Consider the following 24526-nt stretch of genomic DNA (forward strand, 5'->3'; position numbering starts at 1 on the left):
GAAGAGTAGGAAAAAAGGTTAAATCAAAAGTACAAAAAAATATTTTACAATTTTTTATGATAGTTTTACTATCTTTTGTAAAACTATTACTATCTTTGTGCTCGAAATTAAAATGCTACTATGTTACTTAACAAAAAAATACCGGCCAGCTACATCTTTAACAAAGTAAAGTTTGATTTAGTTTATATTTTACTTGTATCAGCTGTTGTGCTATTTATTACCGAAAGATTTAAAGTCCTCTTGCCGGAAATGCCCTTAACTATTCCGGCATTTATTGGAACGGCCATCTCCATTTTGCTTTCATTTAAATTAAATCAATCTTACGATAGATGGTGGGAAGCTCGAAAAGTGTGGGGCGCAATTGTTAACGATTCTCGCAGCTTTGTTATTCAATTGCAAAGTTTGACCTCCAAAAACAATGCAGAAGCTGTTAAAAAAATAGCCTTACGTCAGATTGCCTGGTGCTATTCACTTGGTCAATCGCTTAGAGGTTTAAATCCCATTTCAAATTTAGAGCAGTATATTTCTATACAAGAGCTTGAAGAAATAAAGCAGCATAACAACAAACCACTTGCATTACTTCAGCTTCATGCAAAGGATATTAAGGAGCTCAAAGAAAAAAATCAAATTGATATTTTTTCACACTTGCAATTAGATGCCACTTTAGTGAGACTCTGCGATTCACAGGGAAAATCAGAGCGGATAAAAACGACTGTTTTTCCGGTTACTTATCGCCATTTTTTACATGCCATCATTTATCTTTTTGTTGTTACACTTTCTATTGCCTTAAAAGACATAGCTGTAATTTTTGAAATTCCGCTTTTACTGTTGCTATCCAGTGCATTCTTTTTACTTGAAAAATCCGCAACGCACATGCAAGATCCATTTGAAAATAGGCCTACCGACACCGCTGTAACAGCCATAGCAAGAACCATTGAAATAAACATTAAACAACTTTTAAAGGAGGCAGAAGTTCCATCACCGCTTTCGCCACAAAAATTTTATCTATCCTAACTAATAAATAAAAAAAAATGAAAACATTAACAAAAGAAATGCAAGAAGCCATAACTCCCAAATTGGCACTGGAACTATTAAAAGAAGGGAACAAACGATTTGTGAATAACCTTAAGGTAAACCGCAATCTATTACAACAAGCAAATGAAACTTCAGATGGGCAGCACCCTTTTGCAGTTATTTTAAGTTGTATTGATAGCCGCACTTCTGCAGAACTAATTTTTGACCAGGGTCTTGGTGATATTTTTAGTGTTCGAATAGCCGGCAACATTATTAATGAAGATATCCTTGGAAGTATGGAATTTGGCTGCAAAGTAGCGGGTGCAAAAATTATTGTTGTGTTAGGCCATACCAAATGTGGCGCTGTGAAAGGTGCCTGCGATCACGTTGAAATGGGGAACTTAACAGCATTGTTAACCAAAATACGTCCTGCAGTAGATGCCGAAACTACAATCAAGTCAAATCGAGTTGCCAGCAATTCGGAATTCGTTGAAAAAGTTGCAATCATCAATGTAAAGCGAACAGTAGAGTCAATCATGCAACGTAGCCCTATATTAAAGGAAATGATTGAAAGCGGAAAAATTGGAATAGTTGGCGGAACACACAACATTTCTAGTGGTGAAGTAACTTTTTTTTCAGATACGCTAAATTCAGAGGTAATAAACTAACAGAACAATTATGTATTATAAAAAATACTCGCCATGAGCATAAATTGAATTGTTAATGGAATGCAACGAGCAACTGGCGTGTATTTTTTTTAGTGCTTCTTACTCGAAATGGGTAACTTATGCTATTTATAAAGTGAGCCTGTTTGGCAAATTATTGCAAGCCCTTCTGATCAATCAAATAAATAAATGCAGCAAGCGCAGCACCTCCCAATTCAAGTTCTCGCTTATTCACTTTATCAAATGTATCGGCGGGGCTATGATGGTAATCGAAATAACGTTGCGATTCGGGAACTAACGAAAAGCCGGGAACTCCAGTATTAACGATAGGTTCAATATCGGTTCCGCTGCCACTTTCATTAAAATTATAAATGCCATAAGGTTCTAATAGAGGGCGCCACGATTTTATTTTAGTTCTTATTTCACTCGATGCATCCATTGAAAAACCAAGTGGTGCAAAAGCTCCTTCATCACTTTCGATAGCAGCGATGTGCGTTTCCTGATTTTGCTTAGCGAGCTCAGCGTATTTTAGGCCACCCACATGCCCATTTTCTTCATTCATAAACGCAACCGCTCGAATGGTATAACGTGGTTTATAATTTAAAGCTTTTAAAATGCGAATTACTTCAATACTTTGCATTACTCCTGCCCCATCATCGTGTGCACCCTGACCGGTATCCCAAGAATCCAAATGCCCACCTACTACAATAATTTTTTCGGGTTGCTCCGATCCCTTAATTTCGGCAAGCACATTAAACGATGGTTCATCCTCCAACTTTTTACACGATTGTTTAAAGAAGAATTGAAGATTAGGATTATCCTTTAGCATATCGCTTAATAAATCGGCGCCGTTCGTGCTTATTGCACAAGCCGGAATTTTTACAATAGAATCCTCATATCCCATTGAACCGGTATGCGGGAAATCTTGCTTACTCAAAGACATCGAGCGCACCACTACTCCTATTGCTCCAAAAGGCGCAGCTTGAGAAGCACCCGCCCAGCGTTGTCCTGCTGCCCCACCATAAGCGTGCATGGTATTGAGTAGCTTGGGATCCATTGGGCGATTATAGAAAACTATTTTTCCTTTAATCTTTTCGGTTCCTAAAATTTTTAATTCATCAAAAGAATGAACTTCAATAACCTTAGCGGTGATGCCGGTTTCGGAGGTTGCAATACTTCCGCCTAAAGCGCAAACAGAAACATCAAGAGTTTTTTGTTTACTAATAATTTTGGCAGACTCTTTATCCCCCCTTACCCAATGCGGTACCATACAAGCTTGCTTATAAACGCTGTCCGCACCAAGTTTCGCCATTATTCCTTCCACATACAGCACTGCTTTTGCAGCATTCTCGGAACCGGAAAGGCGGCCACCAAATTTGGTACAGAGGTACTCGAGGTTTATATAGGAGGGTGAATGCGTTAATGCTTCATCAAAAATTTTGCGCAGCATAATCGAATCCGCATTTTGTGCCTGAATGGGTTTTATCCAAGTTATAAGAAGAATTCCAAAAATCAGCTTTTTCATTTTTAGTTTGAATTATAAAAAAACAATATCGGTTATCACATTATGTTTCGCTTCTTTATTGAGCAAATCAACCAGCTTGGCTTTGGCATACGAAAGTTCATTGCGCAATGCGGCAGAGTTCAATTCCACAAAAAGCGTTTTTTTATTTATGTAGATGCGTGAAGTTTGTTTAGCTACTGATATTCCCATGAGTGATTCCCATGAATTAATGAGACGCACTTCATGCAACTTTCCATCTAAACAGTAGGAAGCCAACAATTCGTTGATGACTTCTTTAAGCGATTGTTCGTTACTTGCGGCCATTATGCTTCCTTGTTTCCATTTTTGATTTTAAACAATTTAAACTCCGTTTTAATTTTCTTGAAGATGAGTGCAATGCGGTCTTGATGAGTGTCGGTAATAAATATTTGCCCAAATCCTTCAGAGCTCACGAGCTGCATCAGCTGCTGTACGCGGCTTTCGTCGAGCTTATCGTAAATATCATCCAATAAAATGATGGGCGTTTTTTGTTTAATGCTTTTTAAAAAATCGAACTGTGCCAGTTTTAAAGCAATGAGAAATGATTTTTGTTGACCTTGAGAACCAAATTTTTTAACGGCAAATCCATTGATTTTAAAAATTAAATCGTCCTTATGAATTCCTACTGAAGAATATTGCAAGTGCAAATCCTTCTTAACAGCCGATTCTAGAAGTTCAGCAAATTCACCATCATTTAATTGGGATGCATATTCCAACCCAACTTCTTCCTTCCCACCAGAAATCAATTGATAATAACGATTGAAAATAGGAATGAATTTACTTATGAAAAGTTTGCGTTCCGCATGAATCATAAGTCCTAATTTAACCAATTGTTCGTCCCAAATGGAAATGGTTTCCTTATCATACATGCGATTCTCCGCAAAGCTTTTCAATACTGCATTGCGGTGAGCCAGCACTTTATTGTAGGCCAATAAATTTTCAAGATAGGATTTATCAAATTGAGCAATGGCACTATCCATAAACTTACGACGGCTTTCACTTCCTTCGGTAATTAATTCAGAATCGGCGGGCGAAACCATTACCAATGGAATGGTGCCAATATGATCGGCTAAACGATTGTATTCCTTTTTATTTTTTTTGAATTGTTTTTTCTCGTTGCGCTTGAACCCACAATAAATGTCCTCTCTAACATCCTCCCCAATTAAAAAATCGCCTTGAATCACGAAGAAAGGATTGGTATGGTAAATATTTTGGCTGTCGTTGGCATTGAAAAAGCTTTTACAAAATGCGAGGTAATGGATGGCATCGAGTAAATTAGTTTTGCCTTCACCATTATTGCCAACAAAACAATTGATGTGCTTACTGAACACAAAATCCGCTTCAGCATAATTCTTAAAACCCAACAACGACAATTTACTCAGGTACATTTAACTCCAATTTTGGGAGGAGCGAAATTAGCTTTTTTAATTTGGTTTTTAAAGCCGGAATTCAACTACTTTCAAATTCTTTTGAGAAAATTCTTGAATTTGAAAATGGCCTAAATGATGAAGCTTTCGAGAATAATTTTTCATCGAAATTTCTTAATTTCCATTTGCAAGTAACTGAAAAATAAATACCTTAGCTAAAGAATTTAATTAACCCATTTCGCATGAAATCAAAATTTTTTACCCTTGTCTTACTTTTTATTTTAGCCATTGCTGGTGATAGCAGTATCGCTCAAAATACAAATTGCCCAATTCCTTCAGGGCCTGTAACAACTGTGGTGAGCACAACAAGTGCTACCGTTTCGTGGACGGCTCAAACCGCAAACGGATATTATAGAGTTCAATATCGCGCGCTTTCCTTGAGTTCCGGGACCTGGACGCAGATGTATGCGCAAACAAATTCTTATACCATTAGTGGATTATTATGCGGAACTGCCTATGAATGGCAAGTTCAAGCAATTTGTGCCACTATTGGCGGAGTAGCCAATACCAGTGCTTTTACAACCAGTCTTGTTTTTACAACACTTCCCTGCAACACTACTTGCCTTCCGCCTACAGGCTTAAACACAAGCGCGATTGCAACAAATAGCGCTGTTGCGAATTGGACAGCACAATCCGGCATTGGAGTTTACCGCATTCAATACCGACCGGTTACGAATGTAATTACTGCATGGACCCAAATTACTGTGCAAGGTACAAGCTATACCATGGCAAATTTAATTTGTGGAGTAGCCTACGAGTGGCAAGTACAAACCCTATGCAGCACAGCCGGCACTGGAGGAACTAGCGCTTATTCATCAAGCACTGTGTTTACAACCTTAACTTGCCCCACCACTTGTCCTGTTCCTGCCGGTTTAACTGTTAGTTCAATTACAAGCACTGGTGCAACATTAAGTTGGACAAGCGCTTCGCCTGCACCGGCTTATTATCTGATACAATACCGCCCTTTGAATACTGTAGGTTGGACTTCCGTCACCGTTCAAGCAAATCAATCTTATACCTTAACCGGATTAAGTTGCAATACTGCTTATGAATGGAAGCTTCAATCCATTTGCGCTAATTCGGGAACAGCTGGTGGATCGAGTGCTTTTTCAACACCTTTATCTTTCACTACTTCAGCTTGCCCAACTCCAACCTGCGCAGTTCCAACAGGGCTTAACAGCAGCGCGGTTTCCTCAACAAGTGTTAATTTAGCTTGGACAGCAGCAAGTGGTGCTATTTACTACAAAATACAATATAGACCGTTAAATCCTGCCAATGCGAATTGGACACAAGTTTATGTAACAGCCAACTCATCTTATATATTGAGCTCATTGGTTTGTGGAACGAGCTATGAATGGCAAGTACAATCTATTTGTTCTTCTGCAAGCAATGGTGGTTCGAGTGCATTTTCTACCTCCGCAACATTTTCGACTCTTGCTTGCACATCAACCTGTGCGGTGCCTAGCGGAATGACAACCGGAAATATTACTTCCTCATCGGCTGTTGCTTCTTGGACGGCAGTTGCGGGAGTGAGTATTTACAATTTGCAATATCGTTTAGTAACGAATGCAATTACCAATTGGACACAAGCTACTGTGCAGGGAACAACCTTTAGTTTAGCCAATTTAATGTGTGGAGCGCTTTATGAATGGCAGGTTGCTTCAGTTTGCACAAATACATTAAATGGGACATCGGTAATCAGCAGCTTTTCGCCAAGCACAACATTTACAACTTTGGCTTGTGCTACTACATGCCCGGTTCCTAGCGGATTAGCTTCTGGAAACATTACAGCATCGAGTGCGTATGTTGGATGGGCAGCTGTATCTGGAGTTTATGCATATCGCATTCAATATCGCGCCATATTGCCTAATGTACCTCCAACCAATCCCTGGACACAAATCAGTTTGCAATCAAACACCACTACTTTAATTAATTTGCTCTGCAACACTAATTATGAATGGCAAGTACAATCCATTTGTACTACGGCAACAAATGGTACAAGTGCATTTTCATCTAGTTCATTCTTTACCACTTCTGCCTGCGCTAATTTATGCGCTGTGCCGCTTAATTTAATGGCAACAAACATTGCACCTCAAAGCTGTTTGGTTAAATGGACAAGCCCAACACCAGTGTTCGGATTTAGCATACGATATCGAAAAATAAATACTGGTGCTTGGACAGTTGTTAGTTCAAATACTTACTCCAAACAATTATTCGGACTACAGGCTCAATCTTATTATGAATGGCAAGTACAAAGTATTTGCACAACACCAGGAGGAACTACTGCCGGTTCAGTTAGTGCTTGGTCTCCCTCGTCTTATTTCCATACCCACTTTGTAATAGTAGTGGGTCCTAATCCGGCCGATAGGTTGTTAAAAGTGGAGATGGAGTTGAATGATACAGATGAGACAGCCCACATCCAATTGCGCAACATATTGGGTGCAGTTGTTTTTAGTACAGAAAAAACTTTGTATGACGGAAAAAATGAATTAGAAATTGCGACTGCTAATTTCACCGAAGGGCTTTACTTTTTAAGTGTGAGCGGCGTTTCAGGAAAACAGGTTTCAAAAGTATACGTGCGACATTAATAAGAATAGTATTTATGTTTAAAGGAGTTCACCCGGTGAACTCCTTTTTTATTTTAAAAAAGATTTGGCTGCACTAAATAATGGAATTGCTTTAGTACATTTGAATATCGAAAAAAAATAATTTATGCGATTTCCTTTTTCACTAAGGCTTGCGGGGATTCTTCTCTGCTTTGTGCTTTCCACAATCATTTTAGTTTATACCAAGGATTTTTTATTGCCCATTATCATTTCTGCGCTGCTTTCCTTTTTACTCTATCCACTTTGCAGGAGGTTAGAAAAAATAAAAATTCCGCGGATTGCGGCAATCATGATATCGATGCTGATAGTGCTGCTTTTATTGGTGATGGTACTCATCTTTATCTCCTCACAAGTTTCAACTTTAGTGAGAGAAATGTCGGGGATGAATCAAAAATTGGAGTTTAAACTCAACATGTTGCATGAATACATTGTAACTCATTTCCCTATTTCAAATGATACACTGGACCAATGGATTGAAAATGGAAAAGTAAAAATTATTGGCAATTTGGGTGAAATGCTTGGCGGAACTGTTTCTACCACCACTGAAATCATGAGTTATTTTGGACTAGTACCGGTTTATGTTTTTTGCTTTTTATTGTATAAAAAATCGTTTAAGGATTTTGCATTTTCATTGATTGATGGAGAGAAACATAGAGAAATTACACATCTACTCGGTAGCATTCAAAAACTGAGTCAGAATTATTTAATTGGTTTGTTTTCAGTAATCCTAATAATAGGAATATTGAATTCATTGGGCTTATGGATTATTGGAATAAACAATGCGCTATTTTTCGGGTTCTTTGCAGCTTTACTCACCATCATTCCTTACATTGGAATTTTTATTGGTTCACTCTTGCCAATCGCTTACGCTTTGCTCACAAAAGACTCGTTGGGAGCTGCCGCCGGAGTGGTTGTTGTTTTTTCGATTGTGCAAATTTTAGAATCAAATTATATCACACCCAGAGTGGTTGGTTCACGCGTGAGCATAAATCCATTTGCTGCCATAGTAGCTTTATTGGTGGGTGCCGAAATTTGGGGAGCAGCCGGAATGATACTCTCCATCCCGATAACGGCCATCTTAAAATTAATTTTTGATGCTCGCGAATCCACCAAAGCAATTGGATATTTTTTAGGAAGTGAATTAACGGATGAAAAAGACAATCCGGCTAAGACTTTGGGAAGAGATTAACTATAAACTATTTAATAAATCACGTTTTTTCTTACAACGTTGAATACTTGCCGCAGCACTATCAATCATTTTTTCATCAAATAAATTGACGATGTAATTTTTGTAAGCTGCAATTGCTTCATCATACTTCCCCATTGATTCATACATAATAGCATATTCATTTGCAAGGGTGGCGCGATTAATGCCGGGACAGGCTTCCGCCTTTTTTAATAGGCTTTCCAGCTCATCGTATTTCCTTATTGTGCTCAGCAAAATTGCATAATTGTAATATACGGCTGCGTAATCCGGTTTAAATTTAATAGCCAAACGATAATGCTCTTCTGCTTTCGGCAAATCTTTGTGTTTGGTTTCATAAATCCAACCTAAATGATTGTGTGCCTTTCCAAAATCAGGGGCTTCTGCTAAAACATCGTGCAATACATTGATAGCATCGGCAATTTTATTTTCTTTAATGAGGAAGTCAGCATTTTCGAACATTTCCTCTAAGACATTAGTTGTAAGCATAAAATATTATTTGCAGTAAAATTAAAAAAAGCTTTTTGGATTCTTGAATTGCCTTTTTTAGGCAACAAAATACATATCGATCTCACCCTTGTTTTTGGCAGGAATTTTTCCTCTATAAATGCAATTGAATTTATCTTTGACTTTTTGATAAGTGCTTCCGCTGATATTCACTTTACCTGCTTCTCCGCTAGATTCAAGTCGTGCAGCAATATTTACAGTATCGCCCCAAATATCATATGCGAATTTTTTGAACCCAACTATTCCTGCCACAACCGGTCCGGTGTGTATACCAATTCTGATTTCAAAAATTGCTTTGTGCTCGCTTTTTCTAACTTCAAGATGGCGCTGCATAAACTGATTAATTTCGATAGCAGCTTTAACGACATCTTCGGCATGCGTAGTATTTACGACTGGCAATCCACCGGCACACATATACGCATCCCCAATAGTTTTAATTTTTTCGATTCCATGTTTTGAAATTATCTCATCAAAAGCCTTGAAACAGGTATGAATTTCAGCAACCAATTCGGCCGGATTCAAACTTTCGGATATTTGAGTAAAGCCTTTAAAATCGGTAAACATTACAGAAACTTCATCAAATTGCTTTGCTTCTGCACTTCCGGTATTTTTCAACTCTTCTGCCACTTCCGGTGGAAGAATATTTAGCAACAAATCATCACTTCTCTTTTTCTCATAGCTGATTTTTTTTCGTTGCTTGACAACTAATATTAAAAACAAAGCCACAATTGCAAGTACTAATATAATTCCATTTCGAATAATTGCCTGAACTCTTAAACGTTCCTGATATTCCAATTTTTCGGTCTTTAATTAAAAATCTTTTAATGCGTTTTGCTTTATCATTTCGGAATAGGCCAATTGATTTCGCTTTACTAAAATGTTGGTACTATCGTTCCAAGAAAAATACAAACGATGCGCCTCCAGCGCCTTTTGCGGCATGTTCATTTTTTCGTACAAATAGCTTAGTTGCAAATAAACATCTCTTAATACAGATTTTGCCCTTCCTCCTTTTCCTGCTTCAATTGCAGCTGTAAAACATTGCAAGGCATTGGCATAATCACCCTTTCTGAAATAAATTTTCCCCAATCCCTTTAAGGAACCTGCCTTCACAAAAAACTCCGAAGAATCGCTAAGGGATAAACTTTTGGTATAGTAAATAAACGCTGAATCAGGCCTTTCACTTTCCAAAAAAACATCTCCCATGAGTTGGCAATCGTTACCGATAGAGTATGTATTTTTGAATTTATGATCAGAAGCCAAGCATTGCCGCAAGAGTGATTCAGCTTTTTCATAATTTTTTAAGGATAAATAAACAGCCGCCACATTGCCGAGCAAAAACACTGCTAATTTTTCATTACCCAAGTGCTTATACACGTTTATGCCGGCATTAAAAGCATCCAATGCCTTATCATACTCACCAAGGGAGGAGTAGGAAAGCCCTTCTGTATTGTATGAACTGGCCAACTGAATGCTATCTTTCATTTCAATCGCAAGTGCCTTACGATATGAATTATATTCTATTGCCTTACTATACTCTTCAATCCGCCAATAATATCCGCTTAAATTACGATACGCACGAAATAACCCATTGGTGTAGTTGATTCTTTTTGAAATGGCAAGTGCAGAATCTTCAAATACTTTTTCCACGCCAGGAGAATGTGCATATAAGGCCGCAAACTTAAAGTACTGTATAACCTTTGCAGTATCAGTAGTCATCGAATTTGCAACGCGTACTAAAGAGTCAGGATTGGGATTGGAAACGGAGGCACTTGCCTTCAAAAAAAGGCAACATCCCAAAGAAAACATTAACCAAATTTGGCCCAATTTCATACTGCAATAATGTATTCCTTTTTCGCTTGTACTTGCGAAAAAATATTCGATTAAATGTAGTGTTTGAATTTGAATTAGGAAAATTGAGAAAGAGTAGTTGAGCTTAACTTCTAAAAATTAAAATGAAATAAAATAAAGTTTTAATTTAGTTAAACTTGGTTGCTCTTCTATCTTGTCGCATTAATTTTTTTACTTTCTTGCCTCGTGTTCCTTGCAAGCGCTCCCATTTGCTTACCCTATCCCACAGTGGCACCGTATAATTAGGGTTTCGAGCTGATGAACCATCAATAGCAACACTAATCTTATTAACTGTTCTCAGCGTATCCACAATGAATGGAATTCGAATTACATGCGGTTTAAATTTACGCAATAGGCTTTTTAATAAGGTTGCTTGAAAGGGATCAGTTATTAATGCCACCTTTTTAAAACCTAAACTATCCGCCATCTTGTGCCCGTAGTAAACATTTTCTACACTGTGCTCTGCTTCAATTTCGGCAAAGCAATTCTCTTTTGGAACACCCATTTTTTGTGCATATAAACACATAATTTTTCCTTCATAAAATGGAGAATAAACGGAGCCTCCCGAAAAAATCAGGTTCTTCACTACACCTCTTTTGTATAAGTGCACCGCCCATATTACTCTTCCTTTCATCGCCGAATCCCAGCCACTTTCCACCCAAGGAACTCCGGGTACAATTCCAGCATCAAAAGGCGTCTTTTGAATTGCTTTTCGGTAAAGTTTTGTGGAATTGTTATTAAAAAAAACACAAGAGCTTAAGAGAAATAGCACAGGGATTATAATTAAAAAATTCTTCATCATACTGGTTATGCGCTAGGAATTTCGGCTGTTTTATAATTATCAATACGGCTCATGAAATTTTTCTTGAGGATGGTGGAGGCCGTAATAACGCCCGAAAAAAGAGCTCCACCCACGCCTACTGTTAATGTATCCTGGCCGGTTAAAAATAAATTTTTAATAGGGGTTTGAGGCCGCAACCAATTTAATCGAAATCGAGCCGGTGTATGCTCCAAACCATAAATTTCGCCATGCGTATAATTGCAAAAATGCTTTGTCGACAATGGCGTGGAGAGTTCGCACAGTTCAACATTGCCTTTTACTTGAGGAACAATTTGATATAATTTTTCGAGCATTATGGTTTTAAAAGCTTCTTTAAAATTCAAATATTCATCCCCTCTTTTCATCCATTTTGTTTCTTCCCATTTCTTTGTCCACTCATACGAACAGGCCACAATAATTTGAACAGTTGCTGTGTTAGCATTGTTTTCGGCCCAATTTGGGTCCTTGGCGGAAGGAAATGAAATGTAAAAAAGAGGTGGCTCCTCTGAACTGTTATTCATGTGCCGGTCAAAATCGGCATCAAAATCATAACTTTTATACACCCAATAATTCCATTTAGGAAGATTTAGTTCAGCATCCGACTTATTTAAGCCCACATACAAACATAAGTGAGAAACACTGGGCTTTACATTAAGCAAGTCGGATTTAATTGCCTTCGTGCGCAATTCCAATTTCGGAATTAATTTATCAAAGGTATTGCGAGCACCTGCATTGCTGATTATCTTACTCGCATAAATTTTTTCGCCGTCTTCCATTTCAACACCAACCGCAACTTTATTTTCCAATATTATCTCTTTCACATCGGCACGAATCAATACTTCCCCGCCTTGTTTGCGAATGACTTCAATAATATTTCTATAAATTTCGGAAGCGCCACCTATTGGATAATTTCCACCTTCCAAATAGTGTTCTGCAATCATGGCATGTATTGCAAAACTGCTTTTCTTTGGAGGCAAACCATAGTCACCACACTGGGCACACAGCACTGCAATCAACTCCTCATTTGAAGTAAGTTCCCTCAAAAAATCATAGGTAGTTTTATCGGAATAAGAATTGAATTTTTTGCGCAAAAAACGACCCAGCCATTTACTCAGGAAAGGTGGCATTGCCTTTTCTCCGAAAAACATTCCGGTGCCCTTGGAAAATTTTTCAATGCAATCGAAATAAGCACGTATGGCAATTTCTTCTTTAGGAAAATAGGATATTAATTTTTGAATCTGATTGGCTTTGCCGGCAACAAACTCATATTCCTTTCCGGCAATTATTGCTTTGTCATAAATACTGCCCATTTCTGCCCATTGAAGTTTGCCTCCGGTTATAAAATCAAAAGCTTTGCGCAAACTTGCCTTATGACTTTGAACTTGCCCCACATAATGCACACCTACATCCCATTTAAACCCTTTACGTTTAAACGCATGTGTAAAACCACCCGGAACATAATGGCGCTCTAAAACAAGCACTTTTTTCCCTTCACCGGCCAGCAATGCAGCGGTTGTTAGGCCACCCAATCCTGAACCAATGACAATGGCATCAAAATTTTGGAAATTATAATCGGGAGTGTATTTTTTGTACATATTAAGCTATCAATAGTACAAAAAACGTTTGAGCTAGTAAATTGTTTTTAGGCTGAATGCAAATTAATTTGCTTCCGCTCCCATACGAATTACTTGTGCAAGCGACTTCACCGCGCGTTCATGCTTTTTCACAAATGGGTTTTCTAAATCCCACACATACCCGGCTAAAACAGAGCAAATTTGCTTTTTAATCTCGGGATTTGAGGCTGCTCCTACAAAGAAAATATCGTGTAAATCCCCATTGTACCAAGCGGATACATAGGTTCTAAAGGTATCAATTCCTTGCATCATGTAATCAGTATAGTCTTTTTGCCAATTTACTTTTTCTCCTTTAAGGAAAGCCCCAACTAACTTACCGGCTTTATTTCCGCTTTCCATAGCAAAGGTAACGCCGCTTGAAAATACTGGATCCAAAAATTCGGTCGCATTTCCGCATAGCACAAATCCATCCCCAAATAGTTGTTTAGTACTTATCGAATATCCTTCGATGGTGCGCGGTTCAAATACCATTTCTGCATCTTTAAATCGCTCGGCTGTATGTTCATTTGTGGCAACAATTCCGCGCATGCGCTCACTAAAATTTTCAGAAAATTCATTGTAAAACTCAGGATCTGCTACAAATCCAACAGAAGTAATTCCATTGCTAAACGGAATAATCCATATCCAGGTACGCTGTTGGTGCACCACTACTGTTATGCGGTTTCCATCAATTCCTTCGGGACGTTTTAAGTCCTTGAAATGTACAAAATGTGTTTTACGCGGTTCAAAATTAGATGGCTTATCCAATCCAAACATACGCGGAATTACACGGCCATAGCCACTTGCATCCACTATAAAGCGCGCCTCAATCTGCTTCTCAGTTCCGCTTTTGTCAACCACTGTGGTGGTTGAATCTGTTCCTCTAAATTCAATTTTAGTTACTCCGGTTTGGTGTTCTACCTCCACGCCCATTTCGGCAATTCCTTCCGAAAGCAACAAATCAAACTGTGCACGCGGCACTTGCCAGGTCCAATTCCAACCTTTTGTAAACTGGTCGGCAAAATTGAAATCGCAAACCTCCTTGCCCCGCACGAATTTAGCACCGAATTTTTCTTGAAAACCGGCCTTTTTAACGCGTTCCAATAAACCGGCCTCGTCTAAGTGATCCATTACACGTGGCAATAAACTTTCTCCAATCACGAAACGCGGAAATTTTTCCTTTTCCACTACTTTTACTTTAAAGCCTTGCTTATGAATCATGCTGGCAGCAATACATCCGGCAGGACCTGCTCCAATAACTAATACGTCTACTTTTTCAGTGTTCATTTTGTTAAATTTCTTAGGTAACAAATTACTATAAATATTGTTTGCAAAAAACGCAACAATTATACATACAAATTGATTCGCGTCGGTATGATTTGAATCATAGCATTTACATCAACGAATGGGAAATAATTCGCGAATGTGTCTAAAATCAACTTAAGCCTAGGCGTTATGGTTTAAATACTAATCCTTTATCCTAGATTTATGCAAAATCGCTTCAATTAATACAGCATCTTCTTTAACAGAAAATGCAATGAGCTAATCCTTGAAATAAATACATTTCAACTCAAAATTCCGGAATGTTTCATTATGACACATGCCGATTATTTTAGGAAAACTTAGCTTTATTTTGAGCTGCTGTTCAAATTTACTTAACCATCTTAAACCTGCGCCTTTAGTATTGTGCGCTTCAATAAAATTAACCAAGCTTGCCAAAGATTCAACAGCATCATTGGTATAGTTAATTTTCATTGTAATCCTTTGCGGATAGATTGATGCGCCTTTTCCATGGAAATGCTGCCGCTTTCTCTGCTCTTACTAATTAATACCTTAATTTCCTTAGCCGAAAGACTCTCACCGGGCAAGAAGGATTTATTCTTATCCGCATCAACCAAAGTCAACTCCAAACTATTTTCTTTTGCGAAATCGAACAGCTTTTTTAAATCCGATTTTTTAGCATTTCCCAATTGTAATAACATTGCTTTGCTTTTAACGAAATATAATAATAATTCAATAAATAAAACTCAATTTTAAGGTTAATTCATTATTCACTAATTACTCTTAAACTCCCCAAAAACAGTGCGCATCACATCTGCAATTTCACCTAAGGTAGCATAGTTTTCAGTAGCTTCCAAAATTATGGGCATCAGGTTGGTGTCGGCTTTAGCGGCAGATTCCAACTGTACTAAAAGTTCATTCACTTTCACATTATCGCGCTCAGACTTTACTTGATTTATCTTATCGATTTGCACTTTCCGAATGGAATCGTCAATTGTAAACGTATCTAAAATTGGTGCTTCATCAATTTCAAACTTATTTACACCCACCAAAATTTTACTTCCATTTTGTATGTTGTTTTGATACTGATACGCAGATTTTGCAATTTCATTTTGGATGTAGCCTTCCTCAATCGCACTAACAGAGCCTCCCATAGCATCAATTTTACGAATATAGTCCCATGCTGCAGCTTCCACTTCATCGGTTAAGGCTTCCACAAAATATGAACCTGCCAAAGGATCTACGGTATCGGCAGCGCCACTTTCGTAGGCAATAATTTGTTGTGTGCGCAAAGCAATGCGCGCTGCTTCCTCGGTTGGCAAGGCTATCGCTTCGTCAAAACCATTAGTATGCAAAGATTGTGTGCCACCCAAAACTGCTGATAGCGCTTGCGTAGTTACCCGCACAATATTATTTTGCGGTTGCTGTGCTGTTAAGGTACTGCCGCCGGTTTGTGTATGAAAGCGCAGCATCATAGCACGTTCATCGGTTGCGCCTAATTCGCGTGTAATGTGTGCCCACATTCTACGCGCCGCGCGAAACTTTGCCACTTCTTCAAATAAATTATTGTGTGCATTAAAGAAAAAGGACAATCGTTTCGCAAATACATTTATATCCAATCCCTTGTCAATCGCGGCTTTCAAATATGATTTTCCATTGGCTAAAGTAAAAGCTAATTCTTGAACTGCAGTAGAACCTGCTTCCCTTATGTGGTAACCGCTAATTGAAATGGTATTCCATTTTGGCACTTCCTTGCTACAATATTCAAAAATGTCGGTAATGATGCGCATGCTGGGCTTTGGCGGATAAATGTATGTCCCCCGTGCTGCATATTCTTTTAAGATATCATTTTGAATAGTGCCCGAAATCTTTTTTAAATCGGCCCCTTGCTTTTTTGCTAAGGCAATATACATGCTGAGCAAAATCGAAGCAGTAGAGTTAATGGTCATGGAAGTAGTTATATTCTCCAACTGAATTCCATCAAAAAGTATTTCTATATCCCGCAAGGAATCAATTGCTACGCCGGCCTTTCCCACTTCACCATCCGAAAATTCATGGCTGCTGTCGTATCCTATTTGTGTAGGTAAATCAAAAGCAACACTCAAGCCGGTAGTGCCGTTGTTTAATAAATAATGGTATCGTTTGTTGGATTCTTCGGCAGTGCTAAATCCGGCATATTGCCGCATGGTCCAAAGCTTGGAGCGATACATGGTTTCCTGCACCCCGCGGGTAAACGGGAACTTTCCGGGCTTTCCCAATCCTTCACTCACACCACCTGATTCAAAGGGAGAATAATCGGATTTTATTTCAATTCCCGAATCGGTTTCAAATTTTTCTTGTCTTAACTTTTCGCTCATTCGCTTGCTTAAAATATTTGTCTGATTTCTGCTTTCATTACTTCAATGGCATAATCGGTTGGGAGCTTGGCCACTTTCGTGGAAAGGTCCAAAATTACGGTACACAAATCCAATCCTGTAGCGTCGTCAGCTACCTTACTTGCTGAAATATTTATGGCTTTAATGGTTTCTTCTTTTGCATTTTTAACAGCATCCCAAGCTGCTTTACTCACATATATTTGTTGCGAAATATTGTGCTCATATTCATTTCGGATAGTGGTTAATAATTCAGAATGCAACAAGCGCGCACTCATGCCCTGACGATGAACTCGCATAACCAGATTATTGATAGCAATACGCTCGCAAAACAGCACAATGCGTTCACAGGCTTGCAAACGAATAGGTGTTATGGTAGTTTGATTGTTCATTCGAATATCCGCCAACTTACTTTTGTATTCATTGTCCATGAAGGACTTTAAAATAAAATAAGAAGTAAGAAACACAATTAATGAAGGAACTGTGTACATGAGCATCGTTGCAAATGAATCCATAAAAATTTTTGGTTTGGTTAGACTATGAAACGGTAAATATCGAAAAAATATTTTTCAGTGCTTTTTAATCCCGGATAAAATTCAAATTTGAAGCATTTACTATATTCGCTCAATGGACTATTTTCTAATTTGTGTAGTTGCTTTAATCGGCTCAGGATTAACGCTCTTTTCGGGCTTTGGATTAGGAACTCTATTAGTTCCTGCCTTTGCTTTATTTTTCCCACTTCCGGTAGCCATTTCTGCAACAGCATTGGTCCATTTATCGAACAATATTTTTAAATATTTTTTAATTGGCAAAAATGCTGATAAAAATGTGCTCATTCGTTTCGGAATACCTTCTGTATTGGCTGCACTTGCCGGCGCTTACCTGCTAGGTGAACTCAGCGATATGGAAGCCATTTATTCGTATACCCTTAGCGGGAAGATTTTTTCGGTGATGCCGCTAAAACTCGTTATTGCAGTGTTAATGCTCGTTTTTGCGCTTTTTGAATTGATTCCGAAACTCGCGAATTTGCAATTTGACGAAAAATATTTATCCTTAGGTGGAGCTCTTTCCGGTTTTTTTGGTGGGCTCAGCGGCAATCAAGGCGCATTGCGAAGTGCTTTTTTGATGCGCTTGAATCTGAGCAAAGAAGCATTTATTGGAACGGGTGTAGCAGTTGCTTGCATGGTTGATATTTCAAGGCTCACACTCTATTCAAGACAGTTATTTTTTAATCCTGAAGTGCACTTGAATTATGCCTTACTTGCTGCAGCAACGCTCTGCGCCTTTACGGGAGCCTATTTTGGAAATAAAATTTTAAAAAAGATTACTTTAAATGCGGTGCAATTTATTGTAGCACTTATGTTGATTGTATTTTCGCTGCTCTTAGGATTAGGGATAGTTTAAGCTAAACTACTCCAGTTCTTTTGTTTCGCTTTCCGAATCGGGCAACTCTAATAACTTAACCGATTGAATTGCGCTTCCTGCAATTCCTTTGATGGAGGCATGCATGTCGATCGTATTCAGCGTTACCTTTTCAATTTGTTTTTCACGCTTCTTCCAAATGGCTTGCATGGCTCTTTTTTCACTTTCTAAATCCACCTTCATGGTCGTAAATCCTTCTACAATTGCTTCTACTTGCAAACGAAATGTATTCCCGGTAAGGTAGTCATACAACAAATGCATTTTATCGCCCTTGTTTTCTTGCGAAGAAATAGCATTGCTGATTTGTATTATTGATTCTCTCAAAACGGTACACAAGCCTTTAAATTCCTCGAAGGAGCAAATCCAAATTCCATCTTTCAAGCCCATCCTATCCATCCCGGCAGGCATGGCGTCGGTAACCAATACGCCAATATCAGAGCCTTTGACACGAATATCGCCCTTAAATTTTTCGATCCATCCGGCTTGGAAGTCTTTGGTGCGTTTGCTTTCATAATAGATGGAGCCACAATTTTGTCGCAATCGCGTATTAATGTATTGTATGCAATCACCGCCCCTCGCTCCTTTTTTTATTTCCTCGATGGTATCCAATGGAAATTGGGCACTTAGCCATTCTTCAATCGCCAACTCCATTACTTCTCCTTGCAGTTGCATAGAGCCTTGCTCCTGCTTGCGTTTCATCTCCTCGGTCAAACGTTTCTGATCTTCCAACTGCTTTTGCATTTCCTTGAAACGTAGTTCATTTTTATCTTCCTCTGCCTTTCTTATTTTTTCTTTCTCCTCTATCAAAGTTTGATTGAGCCGTTTTTGGGCTTCCGCTTCAATTGCTTCTTTCATTTCCAGCTTTTCGCGTTTGAGTTTTTCGATTTCTGCTTTTGTTTTATTGAGTTCGTTTACTTGAAGTGTTTTTTCATCCAACTCCTTTTTCATCAAAGCAATACTATCTGCTTGCTCCTCCTTAATTTTCTTTCCTAACTTTTCTTCCAGCAGCTTTTTTTCCTCCTTAATTTTTGCATCAAAACGCTCCTGAAATATTTCATTTTCCTTTTGTTTTTTTAACTCGAAATCTTGTTTCTCTTTTAACAGGGCAGCGTTTTTCTTTTCAAATTTATCCTTCTCTTCATTTAACTGTGAATTAAATTTCTTCTTTAATTCTTCTTCTAATTGATGCGATAAAATATCTTGTACATCAATAGATGTACCGCAGTTGGGGCATTTTATTTGGGTGTTGTTGGACATGACGTAACTGATTCTAAACTGGCGATTAAAATATTGGAATGATGTTGCTAAAATTAGCAATAAATCAACTCATGACATGCAGCTCAGCTATTTTTAGTTGTTCATTTTAAATTTAAATACGTCCAATCAGAATCATGAAATCTTTCCCAAACAATCCTATATTTGAAAAAACAAATTGAAAGTGACTGCGATTTTCAGGTTTTCTCTTTTTATAATAATACTCCTGGCATTTATCGCTAAATGCCAAGCTCAATTGCGCTATCAACCGCAGCGCATCGAAACGGATATTAAACTCGACGGCAAACTTACTGAACCCGAATGGGAATTGGCGACTCCGCTTAGTGATTTCATGCAAACATCACCATTACCCGGTGCCAATGCTACTGAACGAACCGAAGTGAAATTGCTTTATAACAACAGTTATCTCTGTGTAGGATTTCATTGTTATGATAGTGCAGCTTCCCAACTGGTGCGCTTTTTTATGGACCGTGATTTTCAATTGGGTAAAGATGATGGCATTTCAGTTCAACTAGATACCTATAACGATAAAAACACAGCAGTTGTATTTGTTACCAATACCCTCAGCGCACGCTTCGATTCAGAAATTTCGGGCAATGGCGACAATATGAATGACGATTACAATAACTTTTGGGATGTAATGTCGGTGGTGGATAGCAGCGGCTACACAGCTGAATTCAGGATTCCATTTTCCTCCTTACGCTTCGAGCAAAAGGAAAAAACAATTATGGGTTTTCGCTTTGCGCGATTAATTCGAAGAAAAAATGAACTCATTACTTATCCGCCTTGTGATTCCTCCCTTAAAAACAAATGGAACAATGTGAGCCAGGAAGCGGAATTAGAGTTTTTTAATCTTAAAACCAAAAAGCCAATCTACATTACTCCTTATGTAATTAGCAATTACGAGCAAATTAGTAAACTCAATGCAACACAAACGGATTACAATACAAGCTCCACTTTTTTTACGCGAAAAAACTACCTGCACAACGAAACACTGGATAAAATTATTAGCAATTTGGGTGCCGATGTAAAGTATGGGATCACCAAAAATTTCACGCTCAACCTCACGGTAAATACTGATTTTGCTCAAGCGGAAGCAGACAATCGGATTATAAATCTCAGTAAATATTCCATCAACCTACCGGAAAAAAGAAATTTCTTTTTAGAATCGCAAAACTATTTGAATTATCAAGTAGGATACAATACACAAATTTTTAATTCCCGCCGAATTGGCCTCGAAAACCGTAGTGTTGTGCCAATCATTGGCGGAGTGCGCATTACCGGTAAAAAAAATGGATGGACAATTGGCGCTTTAAATATGCAAACCGCCGGAGTAAAGGAAAAAACAATACATCCCGAAAATTTTAGCGTGGCACGCCTTCGAAAATTCTACGATAACAAAGGCAGTTTTTGGGGAGGCATTATTACCAATCGCATTTCTACTGCACAGGATAAAGTTTCCAATCAAAGTGCCGGTATTGATTTGGTACATAAGTTTAACGACAAGTGGTCGGCCGGATTTGGTGTAGTTTCTACTTACGATACGGCTGTGAAATCAAGCTTTGACAAAAACACCTTTATTAATTTGTTTGCATTTAAAAACGCAGGGCAAGGATTTACGCATGGACTGGATGTAGAAATTGTAGGTAAAAAATTTAATCCCTCCATGGGTTTTAATCCGGAATCAGATTACGGATTTGTATCCCTTTCAAATGGACGCATTATGCGCATTAAAGGAGAACACGAAGTTAATTTCTGGAGCCTTAACTCCACTGTAGAATACCGCTGGAAATTGGAATCGGAATTAACGGAAACAAAATTTGCAAACTTGAACGGAAATATTCAATGGAAAAAGGGCTCTTCCATAACTGTTACACCCTTTTCATATAAAGAAGACCGGCTTTTTGACGATTGGCAATTAAGCGACCATATATTGGTGCCGCATGGTTATTATTACATGTATGGTGCCGATGCCAATTTTTTATATGATGAATCCAAAAGTTACACATTTGAATTTAGTACCGGATACAGCAATTTTTACGGTGGAAATTTGTTCACCGCTAATCCTTCTGCTAATTATATTGTCAATCGCTTCATTCGTGTGGGTGCGAATTACGAGTTTAATGAAATTATATTTCCCAAAACATTTTCCGACAATGAAAACGGAATCTATAAAAGCAATTTAATTGCACTAAATCTAACACTTACCCAATCAAGTAAATTCTCCATAAAATTGCTGGCACAATACGACGATAATAGTGATTCCTTTGGTGGCAACCTCCGTTTTCGTTACAATCCGCGCGAAGGAACTGATTTGTTTATTGTTTACAATTCCTTACTCAATACACAACGCTTAGAAGCGAAGCCCACACAACCATTGGTAGATCAGCAAACCATAGTGGTAAAATATTCCTTTACGTTTGGATTATAGCGCTATCAACCTGCATCCATTCCTGTTCAGACAATTTTATTTTTGCACATATTTTAACACCTTAGTTTTGTATGAATTGATTCAAATTAAACACACATGAAAAAAATCTTACTTCTAAGTTTCTTCTTCTTTATACAGCAATTGTCTGCTTTTGCACAAGTTTCTTCACCAGCATTAATAGGCTATTGGCACAATTGGAACGATGTGAATGCACCTTATATTCAACTCGATCAAATTGATTCGCGCTACACTGTAATTGAAGTTGCCTTTGCAGTACCTACTTCTCCTTCAGACATGACCATGCTTTTTACTCCGGATGGAATTTCACAAAGTAACTTTATTACAAAAGTTCAAAGCCTTCAAAATCAAGGTAAAAAAGTGTTGATTAGCATTGGTGGGGCAACTACAAGTATTGATTTAACAAGCCTTGCAAACAAAAACGCATTTATTTCTTCCATGACTAGCATTATCACAACTTATGGTTTTGATGGTATGGATATCGACATAGAAAATGGTAATTCCATTTTAAATAGTGGTGGAACCATCGCCGCTCCAAGCAATGTGGCACAATTGAATTTAATTGCCGCCATACAGCAAATCATGACTAATTTTCGTACCAACCATCAAAAAAAAATGCTGCTCACCATGGCTCCCGAAACCGCTTATGTACTTGGTGGTCAATCGGCTTTCGGCGGCATTTGGGGCGGATACTTGCCCATTATTGATGCCTTGCGCGATTCGCTCGATATTCTTCAAGTACAACTATACAACAGTGGCTCCATGTATGGAATTGACGGCGGAATTTATACACAAGGAACAGCCGATTTTATTGTAGCGATGACAGAAGCTTCAGTACATGGATTTGCAACAAGCGGTGGGTATTTCACTGGCATACCCGCTTCAAAAATTTCAGTTGGATTGCCGGCTTGCGCTAACGCTGCGGGCGGCGGTTTTGCTGATACTTTAATTGTAGCATCCGCTTTGAACTACCTTAAAGGACAAGGTCCAAAACCCGGTAATTACACACTTTCACAAAGTAGTGGCTATCCAACATTATTGGGAATGATGACTTGGTCAATAAATTGGGATGCTATGAGCAATTGCAGCAGCAGCTATGCTTATGCTCAAAATTTTGAAAATATATTTTTAAACGCAAACGCTGCACCGGCAGCACAGTTTCCTTCTGCACACTTATCTGTGTATCCCAATCCTGCACAAACATCAATCTCAATAAAATACACCGGAGAAATTAAATCTAAGACATACGCAACAGTCTATACTATTGTTGGAACAAGATTATTATCAAGCGAAATGAGTACTGAAAACTCTAGTATCTCCATTGCTGATTTGCCGGCTGGAATATATTTATTGAAGTTTCAGAACACCTTTTGTCGCTTTGCAAAATATTAAATGAGCTATAAATTTAGACCCTGCTGTAAACATATCCATGTTAGCAACATGTTGAATAATTGTTAAATCAAACACATGGCGCACGTGGTAATTCCTTAATTTTGCATCCAACCAAAAAATAATTTCATGGAAGTTCCAAAAGGAAAATTAATTTCGGTGGGGGGGAATGAAGACAAAGGAACTGAGGCGGAACCAAATTTTACGCCCAAGGAAAAACTGAACTTCTTTGAAGAAGGTATTTTAAAGCGCATCCTTTCGGAGATGAAAGGAAAAGATTCCACAGTTGAAGTGATTACTACCGCTTCTATGATTCCTGTTGAAGTAGGCGAAAATTACATTGATGCATTCGGAAAACTCGGTTGTAAAAATATAGGTGTTATGCATATCCGTAAGCGGGAAGATGCTTTGCTGCCTGAGTACATTGAGCGCATACGCAAATGCGATGGCGTGATGTTTACAGGTGGCAATCAAATGCGCCTGAGTATGATTTTTGGCGGTACCGAATTTTTAAATGTAATTACCGAGCGCTATCAAAATGAAAATTTTGTCATTGCAGGAACCAGTGCAGGTGCCATGGCCATGAGCAATACCATGATTTATCAGGGCAGCAGCACGGAAGCCATGCGCAAAGGCGAAGTTAAAATTACTACCGGTTTAGCTTTTATAAAGGATGTTATCATTGATTCACATTTTGTAAAACGCGGTAGGTTCGGGCGTTTGGCCGAAGCTGTTGCCGGTAATCCGGGATGTATTGGTATTGGCTTAGGTGAAGATACCGGAGTGTTGGTGAAAGAAGGAAATAAAATGGAAGCCATTGGTTCCGGCTTGGTGTTGATATTTGATGGACACGATATTCGTCATTCCAATATTGCAGATGCAGAGCAAGGCACACCTCTATCTATCGAAAACATGATTGTACATGTTTTGGCAAAAGGAAATTTTTACCATTTAAAAGAACGAAAGTTTTTTGCAGAAACACCTGAAAAGCTGGAAAAAGCATAAGGATAAAAATTATAAAAAAAGCAGGGCATATGCTCGGCTTTTTTTATTTCATGAACTATAGTATTATTTCGTGTTCTGCATTTTAT

22 protein-coding genes are annotated in these 24526 nt (G+C 38.3%); 8 read left to right on the top strand and 14 right to left on the bottom strand.

Annotation, left to right across the window (positions count from 1 at the left end; all coding sequences use genetic code 11):
- The first annotated feature begins 120 nt into the window (after positions 1-120).
- Positions 121-1014 carry a hypothetical protein gene (locus tag IPP32_15465; GenBank protein ID MBL0049484.1) on the top strand — a complete coding sequence of 298 codons (894 nt, stop codon included), beginning with the start codon at positions 121-123 and terminating at the stop codon, positions 1012-1014.
- A gap of 17 nt (positions 1015-1031) precedes the next feature.
- Positions 1032-1682 (top strand): carbonic anhydrase, encoded by a 651-nt coding sequence (locus IPP32_15470; protein MBL0049485.1) that lies wholly within the window; start codon positions 1032-1034, stop codon positions 1680-1682.
- Between the two features lie 151 nt (positions 1683-1833).
- Here IPP32_15470 and IPP32_15475 read toward each other — a convergent pair whose 3' ends face one another.
- Genes IPP32_15475 through recF form a run of 3 tightly spaced genes read right to left on the bottom strand, consistent with a single transcriptional unit; the run spans position 1834 to position 4610 of the window.
- Complete coding sequence (locus tag IPP32_15475; GenBank protein ID MBL0049486.1) at positions 1834-3204, bottom strand: M20/M25/M40 family metallo-hydrolase; 1371 nt, start codon at positions 3202-3204, stop codon at positions 1834-1836.
- A gap of 12 nt (positions 3205-3216) precedes the next feature.
- Complete coding sequence (locus IPP32_15480; protein MBL0049487.1) at positions 3217-3507, bottom strand: DUF721 domain-containing protein; 291 nt, start codon at positions 3505-3507, stop codon at positions 3217-3219.
- Positions 3507-4610 (bottom strand): DNA replication and repair protein RecF, encoded by a 1104-nt coding sequence (gene recF, locus IPP32_15485; GenBank protein MBL0049488.1) that lies wholly within the window; start codon positions 4608-4610, stop codon positions 3507-3509. Before recF ends, IPP32_15480 begins: the two co-directional genes overlap by 1 nt.
- Positions 4611-4831: 221 nt before the next feature.
- On the opposite strand from recF, the gene IPP32_15490 reads away from it, so the two are divergent.
- Positions 4832-7237 (top strand): fibronectin type III domain-containing protein, encoded by a 2406-nt coding sequence (locus tag IPP32_15490; protein ID MBL0049489.1) that lies wholly within the window; start codon positions 4832-4834, stop codon positions 7235-7237.
- A 124-nt stretch (positions 7238-7361) separates the two neighbouring features.
- Positions 7362-8444: an AI-2E family transporter gene (locus IPP32_15495; protein MBL0049490.1), complete on the top strand. Its 1083-nt coding sequence runs from the start codon at positions 7362-7364 to the stop codon at positions 8442-8444.
- Here IPP32_15495 and IPP32_15500 read toward each other — a convergent pair whose 3' ends face one another.
- The 10 genes from IPP32_15500 to IPP32_15545 all read right to left on the bottom strand — a co-directional run bounded on the left by IPP32_15500 (position 8445) and on the right by IPP32_15545 (position 17415).
- Positions 8445-8948, bottom strand: coding sequence for a tetratricopeptide repeat protein (locus tag IPP32_15500; protein MBL0049491.1), 504 nt, complete (start codon positions 8946-8948; stop codon positions 8445-8447).
- 57 nt (positions 8949-9005) lie between these two features.
- Entirely contained in the window at positions 9006-9761 is a 756-nt protein-coding gene (locus tag IPP32_15505) for a hypothetical protein (GenBank protein ID MBL0049492.1), read from the bottom strand.
- A 15-nt stretch (positions 9762-9776) separates the two neighbouring features.
- The gene (locus IPP32_15510; GenBank protein MBL0049493.1) at positions 9777-10796 is read right to left on the bottom strand and encodes a tetratricopeptide repeat protein; all 1020 of its coding nucleotides are present in this window, start codon (positions 10794-10796) and stop codon (positions 9777-9779) included.
- A 145-nt stretch (positions 10797-10941) separates the two neighbouring features.
- The gene (locus tag IPP32_15515; protein MBL0049494.1) at positions 10942-11616 is read right to left on the bottom strand and encodes a YdcF family protein; all 675 of its coding nucleotides are present in this window, start codon (positions 11614-11616) and stop codon (positions 10942-10944) included.
- 5 nt (positions 11617-11621) lie between these two features.
- Entirely contained in the window at positions 11622-13229 is a 1608-nt protein-coding gene (locus IPP32_15520) for an NAD(P)/FAD-dependent oxidoreductase (protein MBL0049495.1), read from the bottom strand.
- A 63-nt stretch (positions 13230-13292) separates the two neighbouring features.
- Positions 13293-14534, bottom strand: a complete 1242-nt coding sequence (locus IPP32_15525) for a tryptophan 7-halogenase (GenBank protein ID MBL0049496.1) — start codon at positions 14532-14534, stop codon at positions 13293-13295.
- Positions 14535-14789: 255 nt separating this feature from the next.
- The gene (locus tag IPP32_15530) at positions 14790-15002 is read right to left on the bottom strand and encodes a hypothetical protein (protein MBL0049497.1); all 213 of its coding nucleotides are present in this window, start codon (positions 15000-15002) and stop codon (positions 14790-14792) included.
- Positions 14999-15229 (bottom strand): hypothetical protein, encoded by a 231-nt coding sequence (locus IPP32_15535; protein MBL0049498.1) that lies wholly within the window; start codon positions 15227-15229, stop codon positions 14999-15001. The genes IPP32_15530 and IPP32_15535 overlap by 4 nt, the downstream gene beginning before the upstream one ends.
- Positions 15230-15301: 72 nt before the next feature.
- Positions 15302-16885, bottom strand: a complete 1584-nt coding sequence (locus IPP32_15540; GenBank protein MBL0049499.1) for a methylmalonyl-CoA mutase — start codon at positions 16883-16885, stop codon at positions 15302-15304.
- Positions 16886-16893: 8 nt separating this feature from the next.
- Complete coding sequence (locus tag IPP32_15545) at positions 16894-17415, bottom strand: hypothetical protein (GenBank protein MBL0049500.1); 522 nt, start codon at positions 17413-17415, stop codon at positions 16894-16896.
- A 112-nt stretch (positions 17416-17527) separates the two neighbouring features.
- On the opposite strand from IPP32_15545, the gene IPP32_15550 reads away from it, so the two are divergent.
- On the top strand, positions 17528-18304 hold the full coding sequence (locus IPP32_15550; GenBank protein MBL0049501.1) for a sulfite exporter TauE/SafE family protein: 777 nt from the start codon (positions 17528-17530) through the stop codon (positions 18302-18304).
- Positions 18305-18310: 6 nt separating this feature from the next.
- Here IPP32_15550 and IPP32_15555 read toward each other — a convergent pair whose 3' ends face one another.
- Positions 18311-19579 (bottom strand): DUF2130 domain-containing protein, encoded by a 1269-nt coding sequence (locus IPP32_15555; protein MBL0049502.1) that lies wholly within the window; start codon positions 19577-19579, stop codon positions 18311-18313.
- 181 nt (positions 19580-19760) lie between these two features.
- On the opposite strand from IPP32_15555, the gene IPP32_15560 reads away from it, so the two are divergent.
- The 3 genes from IPP32_15560 (at position 19761) to IPP32_15570 (ending at position 24440) form a co-directional block, all read left to right on the top strand.
- Positions 19761-22028: a carbohydrate binding family 9 domain-containing protein gene (locus tag IPP32_15560; protein ID MBL0049503.1), complete on the top strand. Its 2268-nt coding sequence runs from the start codon at positions 19761-19763 to the stop codon at positions 22026-22028.
- A gap of 96 nt (positions 22029-22124) precedes the next feature.
- Positions 22125-23438 (top strand): T9SS type A sorting domain-containing protein, encoded by a 1314-nt coding sequence (locus tag IPP32_15565; protein MBL0049504.1) that lies wholly within the window; start codon positions 22125-22127, stop codon positions 23436-23438.
- A 126-nt stretch (positions 23439-23564) separates the two neighbouring features.
- The gene (locus IPP32_15570) at positions 23565-24440 is read left to right on the top strand and encodes a cyanophycinase (protein MBL0049505.1); all 876 of its coding nucleotides are present in this window, start codon (positions 23565-23567) and stop codon (positions 24438-24440) included.
- Positions 24441-24526 lie beyond the last annotated feature (86 nt).

Source organism: Bacteroidota bacterium (assembly GCA_016721765.1).
GTDB lineage: Bacteria > Bacteroidota > Bacteroidia > UBA4408 > UBA4408 > UBA4408.